Source organism: Bacillus sp. BB51/4, from assembly GCF_008368845.1.
GTDB classification, from domain to species: domain Bacteria; phylum Bacillota; class Bacilli; order Bacillales; family Bacillaceae_G; genus Bacillus_A; species Bacillus_A wiedmannii.
On record NZ_QOSC01000005.1, the window covers coordinates 373,464 to 388,531 of the forward strand.

Annotated in this window: 19 protein-coding genes; 15 read left to right on the plus strand and 4 right to left on the minus strand. The window is 35.8% G+C overall.

Annotated features, from left to right (window positions below):
- The first annotated feature begins 69 nt into the window (after nucleotides 1-69).
- Together rpmG and DN392_RS04215 are read left to right on the plus strand one after the other, a co-directional pair.
- Nucleotides 70-219 (plus strand): 50S ribosomal protein L33, encoded by a 150-nt coding sequence (gene rpmG, locus DN392_RS04210; protein WP_001265617.1) that lies wholly within the window; start codon nucleotides 70-72, stop codon nucleotides 217-219.
- A gap of 92 nt (nucleotides 220-311) precedes the next feature.
- On the plus strand, nucleotides 312-1,808 hold the full coding sequence (locus DN392_RS04215) for a YcdB/YcdC domain-containing protein (protein ID WP_048565722.1): 1,497 nt from the start codon (nucleotides 312-314) through the stop codon (nucleotides 1,806-1,808).
- 55 nt (nucleotides 1,809-1,863) lie between these two features.
- Here DN392_RS04215 and DN392_RS04220 read toward each other — a convergent pair whose 3' ends face one another.
- A complete protein-coding gene (locus tag DN392_RS04220; protein ID WP_088321531.1) occupies nucleotides 1,864-2,424 on the minus strand; it encodes a hypothetical protein in 561 nt (186 codons plus the stop codon).
- Nucleotides 2,425-2,610: 186 nt separating this feature from the next.
- Here DN392_RS04220 and sigK point away from each other — a divergent pair, with 186 nt between their 5' ends.
- Both sigK and DN392_RS04230 read left to right on the plus strand, forming a co-directional pair.
- On the plus strand, nucleotides 2,611-3,324 hold the full coding sequence (sigK, locus tag DN392_RS04225) for an RNA polymerase sporulation sigma factor SigK (RefSeq protein ID WP_000051382.1): 714 nt from the start codon (nucleotides 2,611-2,613) through the stop codon (nucleotides 3,322-3,324).
- Between the two features lie 290 nt (nucleotides 3,325-3,614).
- Complete coding sequence (locus tag DN392_RS04230; protein ID WP_001255007.1) at nucleotides 3,615-4,403, plus strand: phosphatidylserine decarboxylase; 789 nt, start codon at nucleotides 3,615-3,617, stop codon at nucleotides 4,401-4,403.
- Between the two features lie 148 nt (nucleotides 4,404-4,551).
- On the opposite strand, the gene sda is transcribed toward DN392_RS04230, so the two are convergent.
- Nucleotides 4,552-4,707, minus strand: a complete 156-nt coding sequence (sda, locus tag DN392_RS04235) for a sporulation histidine kinase inhibitor Sda (protein WP_000853283.1) — start codon at nucleotides 4,705-4,707, stop codon at nucleotides 4,552-4,554.
- A 247-nt stretch (nucleotides 4,708-4,954) separates the two neighbouring features.
- Between sda and DN392_RS04240 the strand changes: the two genes are divergently transcribed.
- From DN392_RS04240 to DN392_RS04275, 8 genes are all read left to right on the plus strand, one after another.
- Nucleotides 4,955-5,467, plus strand: a complete 513-nt coding sequence (locus DN392_RS04240) for a YqeG family HAD IIIA-type phosphatase (protein WP_000765310.1) — start codon at nucleotides 4,955-4,957, stop codon at nucleotides 5,465-5,467.
- Between the two features lie 3 nt (nucleotides 5,468-5,470).
- Nucleotides 5,471-6,577, plus strand: coding sequence for a ribosome biogenesis GTPase YqeH (gene yqeH, locus DN392_RS04245; RefSeq protein WP_000140797.1), 1,107 nt, complete (start codon nucleotides 5,471-5,473; stop codon nucleotides 6,575-6,577).
- Between the two features lie 15 nt (nucleotides 6,578-6,592).
- Nucleotides 6,593-7,426 carry a shikimate dehydrogenase gene (gene aroE, locus DN392_RS04250; protein ID WP_000812092.1) on the plus strand — a complete coding sequence of 278 codons (834 nt, stop codon included), beginning with the start codon at nucleotides 6,593-6,595 and terminating at the stop codon, nucleotides 7,424-7,426.
- A gap of 5 nt (nucleotides 7,427-7,431) precedes the next feature.
- On the plus strand, nucleotides 7,432-7,734 hold the full coding sequence (gene yhbY, locus DN392_RS04255) for a ribosome assembly RNA-binding protein YhbY (protein WP_000955225.1): 303 nt from the start codon (nucleotides 7,432-7,434) through the stop codon (nucleotides 7,732-7,734).
- A gap of 130 nt (nucleotides 7,735-7,864) precedes the next feature.
- A complete protein-coding gene (gene nadD / locus DN392_RS04260; RefSeq protein ID WP_001226042.1) occupies nucleotides 7,865-8,434 on the plus strand; it encodes a nicotinate-nucleotide adenylyltransferase in 570 nt (189 codons plus the stop codon).
- On the plus strand, nucleotides 8,424-8,993 hold the full coding sequence (gene yqeK / locus DN392_RS04265) for a bis(5'-nucleosyl)-tetraphosphatase (symmetrical) YqeK (protein ID WP_001078363.1): 570 nt from the start codon (nucleotides 8,424-8,426) through the stop codon (nucleotides 8,991-8,993). The genes nadD and yqeK overlap by 11 nt, the downstream gene beginning before the upstream one ends.
- Entirely contained in the window at nucleotides 8,990-9,346 is a 357-nt protein-coding gene (rsfS, locus tag DN392_RS04270) for a ribosome silencing factor (protein ID WP_000653210.1), read from the plus strand. The genes yqeK and rsfS overlap by 4 nt, the downstream gene beginning before the upstream one ends.
- Nucleotides 9,343-10,092 carry a class I SAM-dependent methyltransferase gene (locus DN392_RS04275; protein ID WP_000873069.1) on the plus strand — a complete coding sequence of 250 codons (750 nt, stop codon included), beginning with the start codon at nucleotides 9,343-9,345 and terminating at the stop codon, nucleotides 10,090-10,092. Before rsfS ends, DN392_RS04275 begins: the two co-directional genes overlap by 4 nt.
- 171 nt (nucleotides 10,093-10,263) lie before the next feature.
- Here DN392_RS04275 and comER read toward each other — a convergent pair whose 3' ends face one another.
- Entirely contained in the window at nucleotides 10,264-11,091 is an 828-nt protein-coding gene (gene comER / locus DN392_RS04280) for a late competence protein ComER (RefSeq protein ID WP_001020561.1), read from the minus strand.
- A gap of 77 nt (nucleotides 11,092-11,168) precedes the next feature.
- Between comER and DN392_RS04285 the strand changes: the two genes are divergently transcribed.
- The 3 genes from DN392_RS04285 to DN392_RS04295 all read left to right on the plus strand — a co-directional run bounded on the left by DN392_RS04285 (nucleotide 11,169) and on the right by DN392_RS04295 (nucleotide 14,724).
- Nucleotides 11,169-11,768, plus strand: a complete 600-nt coding sequence (locus DN392_RS04285) for a helix-hairpin-helix domain-containing protein (RefSeq protein ID WP_000989940.1) — start codon at nucleotides 11,169-11,171, stop codon at nucleotides 11,766-11,768.
- Between the two features lie 63 nt (nucleotides 11,769-11,831).
- A complete protein-coding gene (locus DN392_RS04290; RefSeq protein WP_000439780.1) occupies nucleotides 11,832-12,389 on the plus strand; it encodes a ComE operon protein 2 in 558 nt (185 codons plus the stop codon).
- A 13-nt stretch (nucleotides 12,390-12,402) separates the two neighbouring features.
- Nucleotides 12,403-14,724 (plus strand): DNA internalization-related competence protein ComEC/Rec2, encoded by a 2,322-nt coding sequence (locus tag DN392_RS04295; RefSeq protein WP_061672369.1) that lies wholly within the window; start codon nucleotides 12,403-12,405, stop codon nucleotides 14,722-14,724.
- 29 nt (nucleotides 14,725-14,753) lie between these two features.
- On the opposite strand, the gene DN392_RS04300 is transcribed toward DN392_RS04295, so the two are convergent.
- The gene (locus tag DN392_RS04300) at nucleotides 14,754-14,888 is read right to left on the minus strand and encodes a YqzM family protein (protein ID WP_000997609.1); all 135 of its coding nucleotides are present in this window, start codon (nucleotides 14,886-14,888) and stop codon (nucleotides 14,754-14,756) included.
- Nucleotides 14,889-15,068: the final 180 nt, after the last annotated feature.

A 15,068-nucleotide genomic window follows, 5' to 3' on the forward strand; every position in this document is an offset into this window, starting at 1 on the left:
GTTATATAATATATAAATCGTAATCATTACGTTTTAGTTTGCGATCTTTAAAAGAAAGGAGAATTACAAATGCGTGTAAATATTACATTAGCTTGTACCGAGTGCGGTGATCGTAATTATATTTCTAAAAAAAATAAACGAAACAATCCAGAGCGCATCGAACTAAAAAAATATTGTCCACGATTAAAGCGAGTAACGTTACATCGTGAAACGAAGTAGAAGACTAGAGATATCTCTAGTCTTTTTTTGTTTATATTTCTTTGGTTTTGTTTGTTATAATTACCTTAAATTGTAATAAAGGGAGCGGTATGATGAATCAAAAAGATAAAGAAAGAAAAGAGCAAGTGGCTCATATTATTAACATTTCAGATGATTATAGTCTTGTTGTAGATGATCAAGAAGGTGTGGATGACCCATATCATCTATTATGGTGGGAACATAAAGCGGATGAGGAGAGAACAATACAGATTACACTGAATAGACATACCGGTAATTTAATTGACTTTAGGATAGAGGAGGGAAATTCTATTTCGAGCGGCAAGGAAGCGATAGAGGAGAATAAAGCAAGAGAGATTGCAAATGTATTCTTAAAAAAATATATAAAAGAAGGATATGAATTTTATACATATGTAACTGTTAAGGATAATTGGCGCGGTTGGAAAGAAGTAAATTATATGCAAGAAGTGAATAGCTATCCATTGCCGAATACAGGGTGTGTCGTGCGAGTTCATCCTTCAGGTAATGTTGTGCATTTTCGTTATAATGGACAAAAAGCTATCGAGAAAAAACCGTTATGGCCAAGTGAAATTGTTGAGGAGAATGTCGTTTTAGAAAATTTGAAAGCTAGACAAAATATGAGACTTGTATTTGTAGATTTAACACACTCTTCATGTGAGTATGAAAATGGAGAAGAAGTAAAAGGGGACCATCTTGTATATGAACCAGAACCTAGTCATGCATCTATTAATGCAAGTACGGGAGAAGATTTATTTGGATCAGAACATTATAAATTACCGCCGACAGTAGCTGTTGAAAAAACAAAGAAAGGTAGCCGGCAAGGTGACATATTCGAATTATTTGGCTGGGATAAAGAAAGTTTTACAAAAGTAGATGAAACGGAAAATGATGATGAAATAAGGATGAAATTTGTTCTGAAAGAGGAATTACAAAAACAGAAAGAAGAACAGAATCCATATTTAATGAATGAATTCTTTAAGAAGCATTTACCGATGTTAAAATATAATAATTTAATTGGCATTACGGTTGATAAATTAACCAGTGAATTAATTGGTTTTATAAAACTGACAGAAGATAAAGAAGCAAAGCAAATACTGTCTAGAGAGGAATGTTTACAAAAAGCAATTCAATTTTTAGAGCGAGTGATTCCGGATATCACACAATATCTTCGCCTTTGGGAGGAACGTGAAGAAGCAGAAGATGGGATTGAAAGATTTAACTTTTCCGTATATGTGAATGGTATTCCGGCAGAGTATAAGCACTTTATGATCAACATCAATGCAGAAAATGGTGCAGTGATGCACTACTCTGGAGAGTCTAGCAAATTTATAAAAGAATTACTTGCATATGAAACAACACCAAAAGTAACAAAAGAAGAAGCGTTAGAAATATACAGAGAGGCTATCCGAGTTAAATTAGAATGGTCTATAGATCATGACGTAGAGGAAACGGTATATCAATTGCTGTATAAACAAACAACGGATGAAAATTATAAAGAATTCTTCGACTGTAGTCGAGAAATTCGTTATATTGATGCGCATACCGGGGAGAAAATTTGGAGTGAGTATTAGTAAAAGCCAATCGATACGTATCGACTGGCTTTTACTATGTTCTTAGAATCATTTATTAATTGCCGTTAAGTGGTTGAAGAATACCATCTTGAGCTTTTGACCAATCATATAGGTTTCCATCAGATCCCACTGCAAAATTTAGCGCACGTGAGTTCTCAGGAGATTCGCGTCCGTATAATACGTCGTATAGCTTAATACCATTTAATGTGCCAATTAGTTTGTCTTCACTGGAGCTGTAACGAATTTCATTTGAGCGAGCTCCCATTCTTTTTTCTAGAACTTTTATAGCATCTTCACTTGTGAATGTATTAGTATCAGTTTGTTTATTTGGTTGCTTAGCTGGTTGTTGCTCTTTTTGTGTGTTTTTAGATTCTGCTTCAGGTTTCGTATTATTTTCAGGTTTCGTATTATTTTCAGTTTTTGCATTGTTTTTAGTTGTTGTGCTGTTCTCAGCTTTTGCGTTGTTCTCAGCTTTTGCACTGTCTTTTGATACGGCAGTATCTTGTTTAGTAGCCTCAGTTTTTGTAGGAGACGTTTGTTGTCCACAGGCTGAAAGTAAGAAAAATGATGATGTGAGTATTACAAGGTTTCTGATTTGTGATGTAGCGTATCGCATGAAAACACCTCTTTCAAAATTTTGGAACTTAACATATTGTAATACATTGGAAAAATATTCCAGGTATGAAAGACGTATTTCGTTCGACAAAAAGCTAAGGATTCCATATTTATATCGTACAGACACAAATAACCTCACGCCCACATACACATAGTAAAGACCACTATTTTGGCGGAGGTGAAAGGTTTGAGTCTATTCGCCGCAATTGGATATATGGTTCGAGAAGTGTTTGTCTTTGTTTCTTATGTGAAGAATAATGCGTTTCCGCAGCCGTTATCATCAGACGATGAGAGAAAGTACTTAGAGTTAATGGAGCAAGGTGATGCTCAAGCGAGAAATCTGTTAATTGAACATAATTTACGGCTTGTAGCTCATATCGTTAAAAAATTTGAAAACACAGGGGAAGATGCAGAAGATTTAATTTCAATTGGTACAATTGGGCTCATTAAAGCGATCGAGAGCTATTCGGCAGGAAAAGGCACAAAACTTGCGACGTATGCAGCACGATGTATTGAAAATGAAATTTTAATGCATTTACGTGTACTGAAAAAAACGAAAAAAGACGTTTCACTTCATGATCCAATCGGGCAAGATAAAGAGGGGAATGAAATATCGCTTATCGATATATTAAAATCAGAGTCTGAAGATGTAATTGATATGATTCAGCTTAGTATGGAGTTAGAAAAGATTAAAGAGTATATCGATATTTTAGACGAACGAGAGAAAGAAGTAATCGTGAAGCGTTTTGGACTGGGGCTTGATAAGGAGAAAACGCAACGAGAGATTGCGAAGGCACTTGGTATTTCCAGAAGCTACGTATCAAGAATTGAAAAGCGCGCTTTAATGAAAATGTTCCATGAATTTGTAAGAGCTGAGAAAGAGAAAAAAGCGAAAGAATAATGTACATTGCAAGCAGCCATATTTTAAAATGGGCTGCTTTTCTTTTTGTAAATAAGGAAAGAAAAAGAGTTGTGTTCAGAAGAAATCTATGTTCACTGTTGAAAATGACGGATTCTATCTGTAATATTAGAGGGTGCTAAACAATTTAAGAATAATACCATACTTAGTTTTCCGCATGTATAATGAAACAGTTTTATATGATATGTGGGAATAAGAACCAATTTTACATATGATATAGAAGGAAAAGAAGGGGAAGCTAAAGTTATAGACTGATTAGGAGGTTTCGCAATTTGCGACGTACATTATATCGACTTATGATCGAACTTACAAATGGTCGTTTTACTTCTTATATATTACGTAAATTTGCACAATCTCGTTTGAGCTCTATCATTATTCCATCGTATGCGAAAGTTTTTCAAATTAACCAAGATGAGATGGAAAAGGGTTTGAAGGAATATAGAACATTGCATGAATTATTTACGCGTAAGCTAAAAGAAGGAAAGCGTAGTGTTGATACAGATGCATCGAGTATCGTTAGTCCTGTTGATGGTGTTTTTGCTGATCACGGTCCTATTGAGGACACAAAAACATTTGATATTAAAGGTAAGCGTTATTCAATAGTGGATATGCTAGGTAATGAAGAACGTGCAAAGCGATATGCAGGTGGTACATACATGGTTATTTATTTAAGCCCAAGTCATTATCATCGTATTCATAGTCCGCTTTCTGGTTCTGTGACTGAAAGGTTTGTACTTGGTAGAAAGTCATATCCGGTAAATGCAGCTGGTATGGAATATGGGAAAGAGCCATTGTCAAAAAATTATCGCTCTGTTACAGAAGTAAATAGTGACGGTGAACATATGGCACTTGTAAAAGTAGGAGCTATGTTTGTTAATAGTATTGAGCTGTTGCATGAAAGAGACACTGTTCAAAAAGGTGAAGAAATGGCATACTTTACATTTGGCTCAACAGTTGTGTTATTGTTTGAAAAAGATATGATAGAAGTAGTGCAGGAATTGAAGAGTGGACAAGAGCTTCGTCTTGGTGAAAAAATTGCTACTCGTTCGGCTCATAAGTAAAGAAAACATTTTATAACTGTAAGCAAGAGTTATGGACAAAGATGCTTAATGATGAAATTCCCTAGATGGGAGTACTTGTTTATTCGAGAGCCATCGCAGGATGGCTCTTTTTACAAGTTAGCTCATTAAAATTTCACTTTATATGTAATCAAGACGATTTGACAAGCTTGTCCTCTAATGAGCGTCTAATCATTTCTTGTTTTATAAGTAAAATGAAGTCGGGATTTAATTTTAGTTCTTTTGCTTTATAATAAGACTCAGTGAGTAACTCAGTAGACAACTGTTCCATATATTTTGTTTTCAAGGTGAGTCACCTCCTAATAATTTAAGGATTGATTCGTTGTTGCATTTAATGTACCAAAAAAATATGACAGTCACAAACGAGTGGTTATCCACATACCTAGGTGGATAAAATGTGTATAGATTGTTAGTAAATTCCAAATTGGCTGAAAAATTAATGTGGAAAATGTGTACAATTTTATCCACAGGTCATATATCGAAATATGTTGTCGAAAAATTTTTATGAAAACTCCTCAAAGAGGTGAAAGAAATTGAAGCTATTTTTACCAAATGAATATGTGAAAAATGTATATCATGTTCAACCAGAAGATTTGAAAAAACGTGGAATTAAAGGTGTCATTACTGATTTAGATAACACGTTAATTGAATGGGATCGTCCGAATGCAACGCCACAACTTGAAGAATGGTTTTTGAAAATGAAAGAGCAAGGTATTCAAGTAACGGTCGTTTCAAATAATAATGAGCAACGTGTGAAAGACTTTGCTGATCCATTAGGTATTCCATTTATTCATAGTGCGCGTAAACCATTTGTTCGCGCGTTTAAGCGTGCGATACAAGAGATGCGTTTACAACCAGATGAAGTTGTAGTAATTGGAGATCAGTTACTAACGGATGTTTTAGGTGGAAACCGAGTGGGACTTCATACAATTTTAGTTGTACCGGTAGCACAAACGGACGGATTAGTAACGCGCTTTAATCGAAAAATTGAACGAAGAATTATGAGAAATATGAAGAAAAAAGGTTTAATTAACTGGGAGGAATAAAGTTTGACTGAAACAATTAAATGTATTGGTTGCGGTGTAGAAATTCAAACAGAAGATAAAAACGAAGTGGGATATGCTCCTACCTCATCTTTAGAGAAAGAACAAGTAATTTGTCAACGCTGTTTTCGCTTGAAACATTATAACGAAATTCAAGATGTATCATTAACAGATGATGACTTCCTACGTATTCTAAATGGAATTGGAAAATCGGATGCGTTAGTAGTTAAAATTGTAGATATTTTTGATTTTAATGGTAGCTGGTTACCTGGCCTACATCGTTTCGTGGGAAATAATAAAGTATTACTTGTTGGAAATAAAGCTGATTTAATTCCTAAGTCAGTAAAACATGATAAAGTAAAGCATTGGATGCGCTATAGTGCAAAGCAGCTAGGATTAAAGCCAGAAGATGTCTTTTTAATTAGTGCAGCAAAGGGGCAAGGGATTGCTGAGTTGGCAGATGCTATTGAGTATTACCGCGGCGGAAAAGATGTTTACGTTGTTGGATGTACGAATGTAGGAAAATCAACATTTATTAATCGTATGATTAAAGAATTTAGTGATGAGACTGAAAATGTAATTACAACATCTCATTTCCCAGGAACAACACTTGATTTAATTGATATTCCGTTAGACGAAGAATCTTCTTTATATGATACGCCAGGTATTATTAACCACCATCAAATGGCTCATTATGTTGGAAAAGAAAGCTTAAAGCTTATTACACCAACAAAAGAAATTAAGCCAATGGTGTTCCAATTAAATGAAGAACAAACACTATTCTTCAGTGGATTGGCACGTTTTGATTATGTAAGTGGTGGTCGTCGTGCATTTACTTGTCACTTCTCGAATCGTTTAACAATCCATCGTACAAAGCTTGAGAAAGCAGATGAATTGTATAAAAATCATGCTGGGGATTTACTAAGCCCGCCAACACCAGAAGAATTAGAAAATATGCCAGAGTTAGTGAAATACGAATTTAATATTCGTGAACCAAAAACGGATGTTGTATTCTCTGGATTAGGATGGGTTACGGTAAACGAATCGGGAGCAAAAATTGTTGCACACGTACCAAAAGGAGTAAGTGTTTCGCTACGTAAATCTTTAATTTAATATGGAGAGGGATTTATGAAACAATTATATGGTGTAATCGGAAATCCAATTGGACATTCATTATCGCCAGTTATGCATAACGATGCATTTGAACACTTGAATATGGATGCCCATTATCATGCATTTCTTGTTAAAGAGGAAGTGCTAGGGGAAGCAGTAAGAGGTTTAAAAGCATTAGGTATTTCAGGATTTAATGTAACAACGCCGCACAAAGTTGCTATTATGGATTATTTGGATGAGATTGACCCGCTAGCAAAACAAATTGGTGCAGTAAATACAGTGGTTCATAAGGATGGAAAATTGATTGGCTACAATACAGATGGAATTGGTTTTGTCCGAGCGCTGCAGTCAATTAGTAGTGAACCACTTCAGGAGAAACGTATTTTATTGCTTGGCGCAGGTGGTGCTAGTCGAGCTATTTATTTTTCTCTTGCTGATGTAGGTGTGAAAGAGATTGATGTAGCTAATCGTACAGCAGATAAGGCGAAAGAACTTATTGCTGCATGTACGGCTACTGTTAATTCTGTTGCTTTATCGCTAGAAAAAGCAACAGAAGAACAAGGAAATTATGATATTATCATTCAGACGACAACAATAGGTATGCATCCACGCGTCGAATATACGCCATTACAAATTTCTTCGTTAAAAAAAGGGACGATTGTATCAGATATAATTTATAATCCATTTGAAACGAAAATTTTATGTGAGGCAAAAGAGCAAGGTGCAATGATTCAAAATGGTATTGATATGTTTGTTTATCAAGGTGCACTTGCATTTGAAATGTGGACAGGGCGTGTACCGAATATCGATAGAATGAAACAATTAGTTATAAGAAAGCTTGGAGGCTAACATATATGTTAACAGGAAAACAAAAAAGATTTTTACGTGCACAAGCACATCATTTAACACCAATTTTTCAAGTAGGAAAAGGCGGAGTAAATGAAAATATGATTAAACAAATCGCAGATACTTTAGAAGTTCGTGAACTATTTAAAGTAAGTGTGCTACAAAACTGTGAATTCGATCGTCGTGAAGTTGCAGAAGAACTTGCAAAAGGCGCACGTGCTGAAATCGTTCAAGTAATTGGAAGTACAATCGTTTTATACAAAGAATCTAGAGAAAATAAACAAATTAAACTTCCGCGATCAAAAGAATAGCATATGCTATTTTTTATCGTTAGTGCGTAATGATGTAGAGAGCGAAACCAATTGAACTTTTATTAACAGTGAACTCTCTTCGGATAGGAATGAAGAGAGTTACTGTAGGTAAAAGGAAGGGGCGTTTCTTTTGAGAAAAATTGGCATCATTGGCGGTACATTTGATCCGCCACATTATGGGCATTTGCTAATTGCAAATGAAGTATATCACGCTTTGAATTTAGAAGAAGTATGGTTCTTACCGAACCAAATTCCACCGCATAAACAAGGACGGAATATTACAAGTGTAGAAAATCGCTTACAAATGTTAGAGCTTGCGACTGAGGCGGAGGAACATTTTTCTATTTGTTTAGAAGAGCTAAGCAGAAAGGGCCCATCTTATACGTATGACACTATGTTACAATTGACGAAGAAGTATCCGGATGTGCAGTTTCACTTTATTATTGGTGGAGATATGGTTGAGTATTTACCGAAGTGGTATAACATTGAAGCGTTACTCGATCTTGTGACGTTTGTTGGGGTTGCAAGACCTGGTTATACATTGCGTACGCCTTATCCTATCACCACTGTGGAAATTCCGGAGTTTGCAGTTTCTTCATCTTTAGTGCGTGAGAGATATAAAGAGAAGGGAACATGTAAATACTTACTTCCCGAAAAAGTACAGGTGTATATCGAGAGGAATGGGTTGTATGAATCGTGAGAAAGCACTTCATATTGTCAAACAACAAATGCATGAAAAACGTTATATACACACAATAGGTGTAATGGAGACAGCAATTGAACTTGCTAAGTTATACGGTGTGGATGAAAAAAAGGCTGAAGTTGCAGCTATATTCCATGATTATGCGAAGTGTAGAGCGATTTCTGAGATGGAAGAGATTATTAAAAGTGAAGATTTGCCGAAAGATTTACTTTGTTATAACAAAGAGTTATGGCATGCACCTGTTGGGGCATACTTAGTAGAAAAAGAAGTAGGCATTACGGATCCTGAAATCCTGCAAGCTATTACATATCATACAAGTGGTCATGAGAAAATGACGATGTTAGATAAAGTAATTTATGTAGCTGATTACATTGAGCCTGGGCGAAAGTTTCCAGGGGTGGAGGAAGCTCGTAAACTCGCATATACGGATATAAATCAAGCTTTATTATTTGCGTTAAAGCGAACAATTCAATTTTTAATGGAAAAAAATCAAACGATTTATCCATTAACATTCCAAACATACAACGCAGTTATCAAGGAGGAAATTAGTAAATGAAAGATAAAGAGTTATTAGTATTAGCAGCAAAAGCAGCTGATGATAAGAGAGCAGAAGATATGGTTGTCCTAAATATGCAAGGTATTTCACCAATTGCAGATTATTTCATTATTTGTCACGGTAACTCAGATAAGCAAGTGCAAGCAATTGCGCGTGAAATTAAATCAAAAGCACATGAGTTCCAAATCGACGTACAACGTATGGAAGGTTTTGACGAAGCACGCTGGGTACTAGTTGACCTTGGAGATGTAGTTGCTCATGTATTCCATAAAGATGAGCGTAATCACTATAATTTAGAGCGTCTTTGGGGCGATGTGCCACGTGAGGATATTACAGACGAGCTAGACCAATGAAATACGAACAATTTGCTTTGTTGTACGACGAACTAATGAATGATGTTCCTTATGATAAATGGGTGGAATTCACAGAGGAAAGTTTACAGCAAGCGGATATGAAAGAGGCGAAGATTCTTGATGTAGCATGCGGTACTGGTAATGTAACACTTCCGCTTGTACAAAAGGGTTACGATTTAATCGGTGTCGATCTTTCGGAAGAGATGTTAACGGTCGCTCAGCAAAAACTAGGCGGAGAAGGATACTTTATTCCTTTTTACCAACAAGACATGCGAGAGCTTGACGTTCCAGGTGAGTTTGACTGTGTAACGATCTTTTGTGATTCATTAAACTATGTATTGCAAGAAGATGGAGTGCAAGAAACATTTCGAAGAGTGTTTCACCATTTACGTCAAGATGGTTTGTTTTTATTTGATGTACATTCTTTATATAAAATACATCATGTATTTCAAAATGAAACATACACAGTGAATGGAGAAGAAATATCTCTTATTTGGAATTGCTTCCCTGGTGAAGAATCAAATAGTGTAGAACATGATTTAACATTCTTTGTTCAAGACCCAGAAGAAGATGTGTACCATCGTTTTGACGAATGTCACGTGCAACGTGCATATCAGGTCGAAGAGTTAACGAAATGGCTTGAAGAAGCTGGTTTTACTGTGCTTCGCGTCACTGGTGATTTTGAGCGACTTGAAGTTACAGAACAAACAGAGCGTATTTTCTTCATGGCGAAGAAAAACGGATAAAACAAAAGCAACCGAGAAGGTTGCTTTTGTTTTGTAAAGAAGTTGTAATTTTAGTTCTAGCATAATAAGAAGATGATATACGTGAAGTGTGAAAATACTAGTTTAAGTGAAAATGTAATGTAAAAAAGTAAGTATTTATAAAAAGGATTTGGAATGACGATGACGTATTTATTATGTGTGTTTATTGAATTGCTGATCGACGCATTTTAAATCTTCATCAAATTTCTCGTGTGTCCGCTCAATTAATTTATGAAACATATCCCCAACATGTTCTTCTAAAACACGAATGCCTTCTCCTGTAACGCCGCCTTTAACACATACTTTTTCTTGTAAAGTAGGCAATGTGAAAATCTCTTTTTCAAGTAGTTTCCCCATTCCAACGACCATTTCACTTACTAAAGTAGTGGCTTCTTCATGTGTAATATTTGTTTTATCTACAGCAGCGTTAATGAAACATTGTAATAAATAACTAAAGAATGCAGGGCCGCAGCTTGCTATATCAGATGAAACGCGCGTTATATCTTCTTCTATCATAAGAGGAGTAGAAATGTTTTTGAATAGGCGAAATAGCTTTTGTTGCCACTCTTCAGAGCATTTACTTCCAAATGTAAATAGTGATGCGCCAGACAGGGCGCGGTTTGTAATGCTCGGAATGATACGTGCAATGTGGCAAGGTACAAGCGTCTCTAATTGTGACGGAGATATTGGACTTGTGATAGAAACTAAGCACTTTTCATCAGAAAAATGTTCAGCGTATTTTTGTAGGATCGGGTATATATCTATTGGCTTTACGCAAATAAAAATAAGATGTGATCGTTCGATTACCTCATCGATAGTTTTGGCTATATGAACAGAAGGGTGTTTTTCCTTTATATGATATGCTTTGGCGGGCGTTCGATTAATCATTGTAAGGCACGAAGGTTTGACAGCACGGGTTTCTAAAAATGCGTCGATTAGTATATTCCCCATGTTCCCTGTCCCTATAATTCCTATGTTCAATGTTTCATCCCTCCTTCGTAACAGCTTTCTCCTAAACAATATGAATGATGTTATAAATTTATGATTAGAGGTGTAAAATGATGTGGGATTTTCCAAAGAAATGGTTAGGATTAGTAGCTATTATTGGAACTGTACTTTTTCTTCTTTTTTGGAAAACGAACCAGCATACAGAGCGAACGGTCATTGCAACGGATGTTCAAGCGAAAGAGCTAGAGAAGAAAAGTAAACCGAAAATATCGGATACAAAGCAGCAGAAAAAAATAATTGTAATTGATATGAAAGGGGCTGTTGTTAAAGAGGGGGTGTATGAAATGAAAGAAGGGGACCGGGTCAAGGATGCTATTGAAAAGGCAGGTGGTTTTTTACCTGAGGCAGATAGGAAGAAGGTAAATTTAGCACAAATGGTACAAGACCAAATGATCCTTTATGTACCGAATGAAAACGAACAAGTGCAAGAGGTAGCTGCTATTGCAAAGGGGGAGGGGAAAGTTCAAATAAATGCAGCTTCTAAAGAACAACTTGAAAAAATTACAGGCATTGGTTCTCGGAAAGCAGAAAGTATTTTGAAATATCGAGAAGAACATGGTCCTTTTCAGAAAATAGAAGATTTGTTGGAGATTGATGGGATCGGTGTGAAGTCATTGGAAAGAATAAAAGATCAAATTATTATTCCGTAAAAGATTGACGAAGTTTTTCTTCATTCGCTACACTACAAGTAGACAAAAAAGTAGGTGAAAAATATGGAACGAATTTCATGGGATCAATATTTTATGACGCAAAGCCATCTGCTATCTTTACGTAGTACATGTACAAGGCTTGCAGTAGGAGCGACAATCGTTCGTGATAAACGAATTATTGCTGGTGGATATAATGGTTCAATTAAAGGTGGCGTACATTGTATAGATGATGGATGCTACGTTATTGATAATCATTGTGTTCGTACAATTCACGCAGAAATGAATGCTTTATTACAGTGTGCAAAATTCGGTGTGAAAACGGAGGAAGCGGAAATTTATGTTACGCATTTCCCTTGTTTACAATGCTGTAAGGCGATTATTCAAAGTGGTATTACAGCAGTTTATTATGCGCAGGATTATAAAAATCATCCATATGCCGTAGAGTTATTTGAAAAAGCGGATGTAACAGTGAAACACGTTCCGCTAGAATATAATATTGCAGCATTAGAGGATCAAAAGCGTCATATGGAGTTAAAAGAACTATTTGCATCTTTAGAAAAAGAAAACTTATCAATGGAAGAATTACAGCATGTATTCACGAAAGCAAAAATGATGCTATAAGGAGTGAGTATAGTTGTATGGACAATGGGGTTATGTTGCAATCTCATTTATCATAGGGATTGCAATTGCCTTTTCCACTTCAGTTCTATTGCTGACTTGTTGTCTCGTTTTGTATGTTTTCTATTGTTTATACCGTACTTCGCGTAAAACCTTCTTTTTTTGTATGTTAGCGTGTTTTAGTGGCGCTATGTACACTACGTATATTCAAGGGCAAAACAAGCCTCTAGGAGAGTCTTACGAAGTTACAAGGGGGCTAATACAAAATACACCTCTTATTAACGGGGATCGCCTAACATTTCAAGTTGAAGATCAGAATAAAAATATAGTGCAGTTAAGTTACAAAATTAAATCGGCCTTGGAAAAGAAACAACTGCGACAATTACATGCAGGAGTATCATGTGTATTCGAAGGTGAGAGGAAAGAACCACCAATAGCTCGGAACTTTCATGGTTTTAATTATCGTGATTATTTGTATAAGCAAAATATTCATTTCATATTGGAGGCTATACATATTTCTGAATGCCAAAAAACATCGTTGTCACTCGTGCAATGGATTCTTCTTTTGAGACAGCAATCAATCTCGGGCGTTACAGAAATGTTTCCGGAGCAATCAGGTGCTTTTATGAATGCATTAGTATTTGGTGATAGACAACAAATGACATTTGAAGTTGAAGAGCAATATCAGCAATTTGGTCTTGTACATTTGTTGGCGATTTCAGGATCGCATATCGTATTGTTAATGGTAATTGTGTATTTTATTTTACTAAGAAGTGGTGTGACGAGGGAGATAGCGACAGTATGTCTTATCTTTTGCATTCCTTTATATATGATTTTAGCAGGAGAATCACCGTCTGTTATAAGAGCTTCTATAACAGGAGTTTTGATGTTGATTGCTTTCATATGTTCTATTCGTTTATCTAGCTTAGATGCTTTAAGCGTTACAGCTATATGTATGCTTATATTTGATCCGTATCTTGTTTTTAATATTGGCTTTCAGTTTTCGTTCGTTGGTAGTTTCGCCTTGCTTTTGTCAGCCCCGCTTTTACTAGATAGTAGCAATGGAGTAATCCGAAATTCCATTTATATCTCTTTTATTTCACAACTCGTTAGTACTCCGATTTTGTTATATCACTTCGGTTATTTTTCTCCATATAGTATTTTTCTTAATATCCTATACGTTCCGTTTTTATCTCTTATTGTATTGCCGTGTAGTATTATTGTTTTGGTATGTATACCGATCTTCCCGTTTCTTGCAAAAGGACTTGCGAATGTACTATCAATAGGTTTGAATCTTTCTAATGATTTTCTAAGTTATTGTGAAAATTTACCGTTTATCCGCCTTGTTTTCGGGCAAACACCTATACTTCTTGTAGCTCTATATTACGCGAGTATTGTTAGTATATTGATGGTTTGGGAAAGGCGGGTGTCGAAGAAAATTATGTTCGTAGCTTCGGGTATATTTCTTTTCGTTTGTACATGTCATTATGTATATCCGTATTTTCGAGAAAGTGGGAGTGTTACATTTCTTGATGTTGGACAGGGAGACGCAATTTTAATTCGCCTCCCGTACGATAAAGAGATTTACCTCATTGATACTGGTGGCACAATGCGTGCAAATAAGGAAGAATGGCAACGGAAAAAGCATGAATTTTCTGTTGGAAATGATATTTTAATCCCTTATTTACAAAAGGAAGGGATTAAAACAATTGATAAATTAATCGTAACGCATGGAGATGCGGATCATATAGGTGCTGCGCAAGAGTTATTATCAAATATAAGCGTAAAAGAAGTTGTATTTGGCCGAAAAGAACAAGATGCGGTATTAGAAAAAGTATTAAAGAAACAGGCATTAGAAAAGGAAGTGAAAATAAGTGAAGTGGGGGGAGGAGAGAGTTGGAGCGTAAATGAAGCGGAATTTTTTGTGTTAGCTCCAACAGGAAAAGCAAGAAGTGAAAATAATGCTTCAATCGTAATATGGGCAAAATTAGGAGGGGCAACGTGGCTGTTTACAGGTGATTTAGAAGAAGAAGGAGAGAAATTTTTAATAGCTACGTATCCAGATTTACGGGCGGATGTTTTAAAGGTTGCTCATCATGGGAGTAATACGTCATCTATAGTGCCTTTTTTGAGCGCTGTACAGCCTGATATAGCGATTATTTCTGTCGGTGAGCGTAATAGGTATGGGCATCCTCATAAGGAAGTGATAGAGCGTTTGGAGAAGATGGGGATTGAAATATGGCGTACGGATAAGCAAGGCGCTATTTCCTATGTTTTTAAAGTGGAACACGGAACCTTTCGTAGCAAAATCACATACGATGAAACACATAATAGATAAAAAAGAAGACTGCCAGTAAGCAGCAGTCTTTAAGAACCGATAAATTTAATAACAGTTGCAATGATGAAAAGTGTTGCGAAAAAACCAAATGAGACGATAAATCCTACCCCTGAATCAATAGCGTCATTGCGTTTACTTTGAACGTTCTGTTCAAAATCATTCATTTAGAATCCCTCCCCAACATTCCACTTTAGTATAAAATATTGTCAGAAAAAAATCTACAATTTCCATATGAAGAGAAATCGAGCGTTTTTACTACTTTAGATCGTTAAGGAACGTGAGTGTTTTGTTTCCAAGCATGTTAACAGTTGGCACTTATACTTGAATCTTTATTGTGAATAATA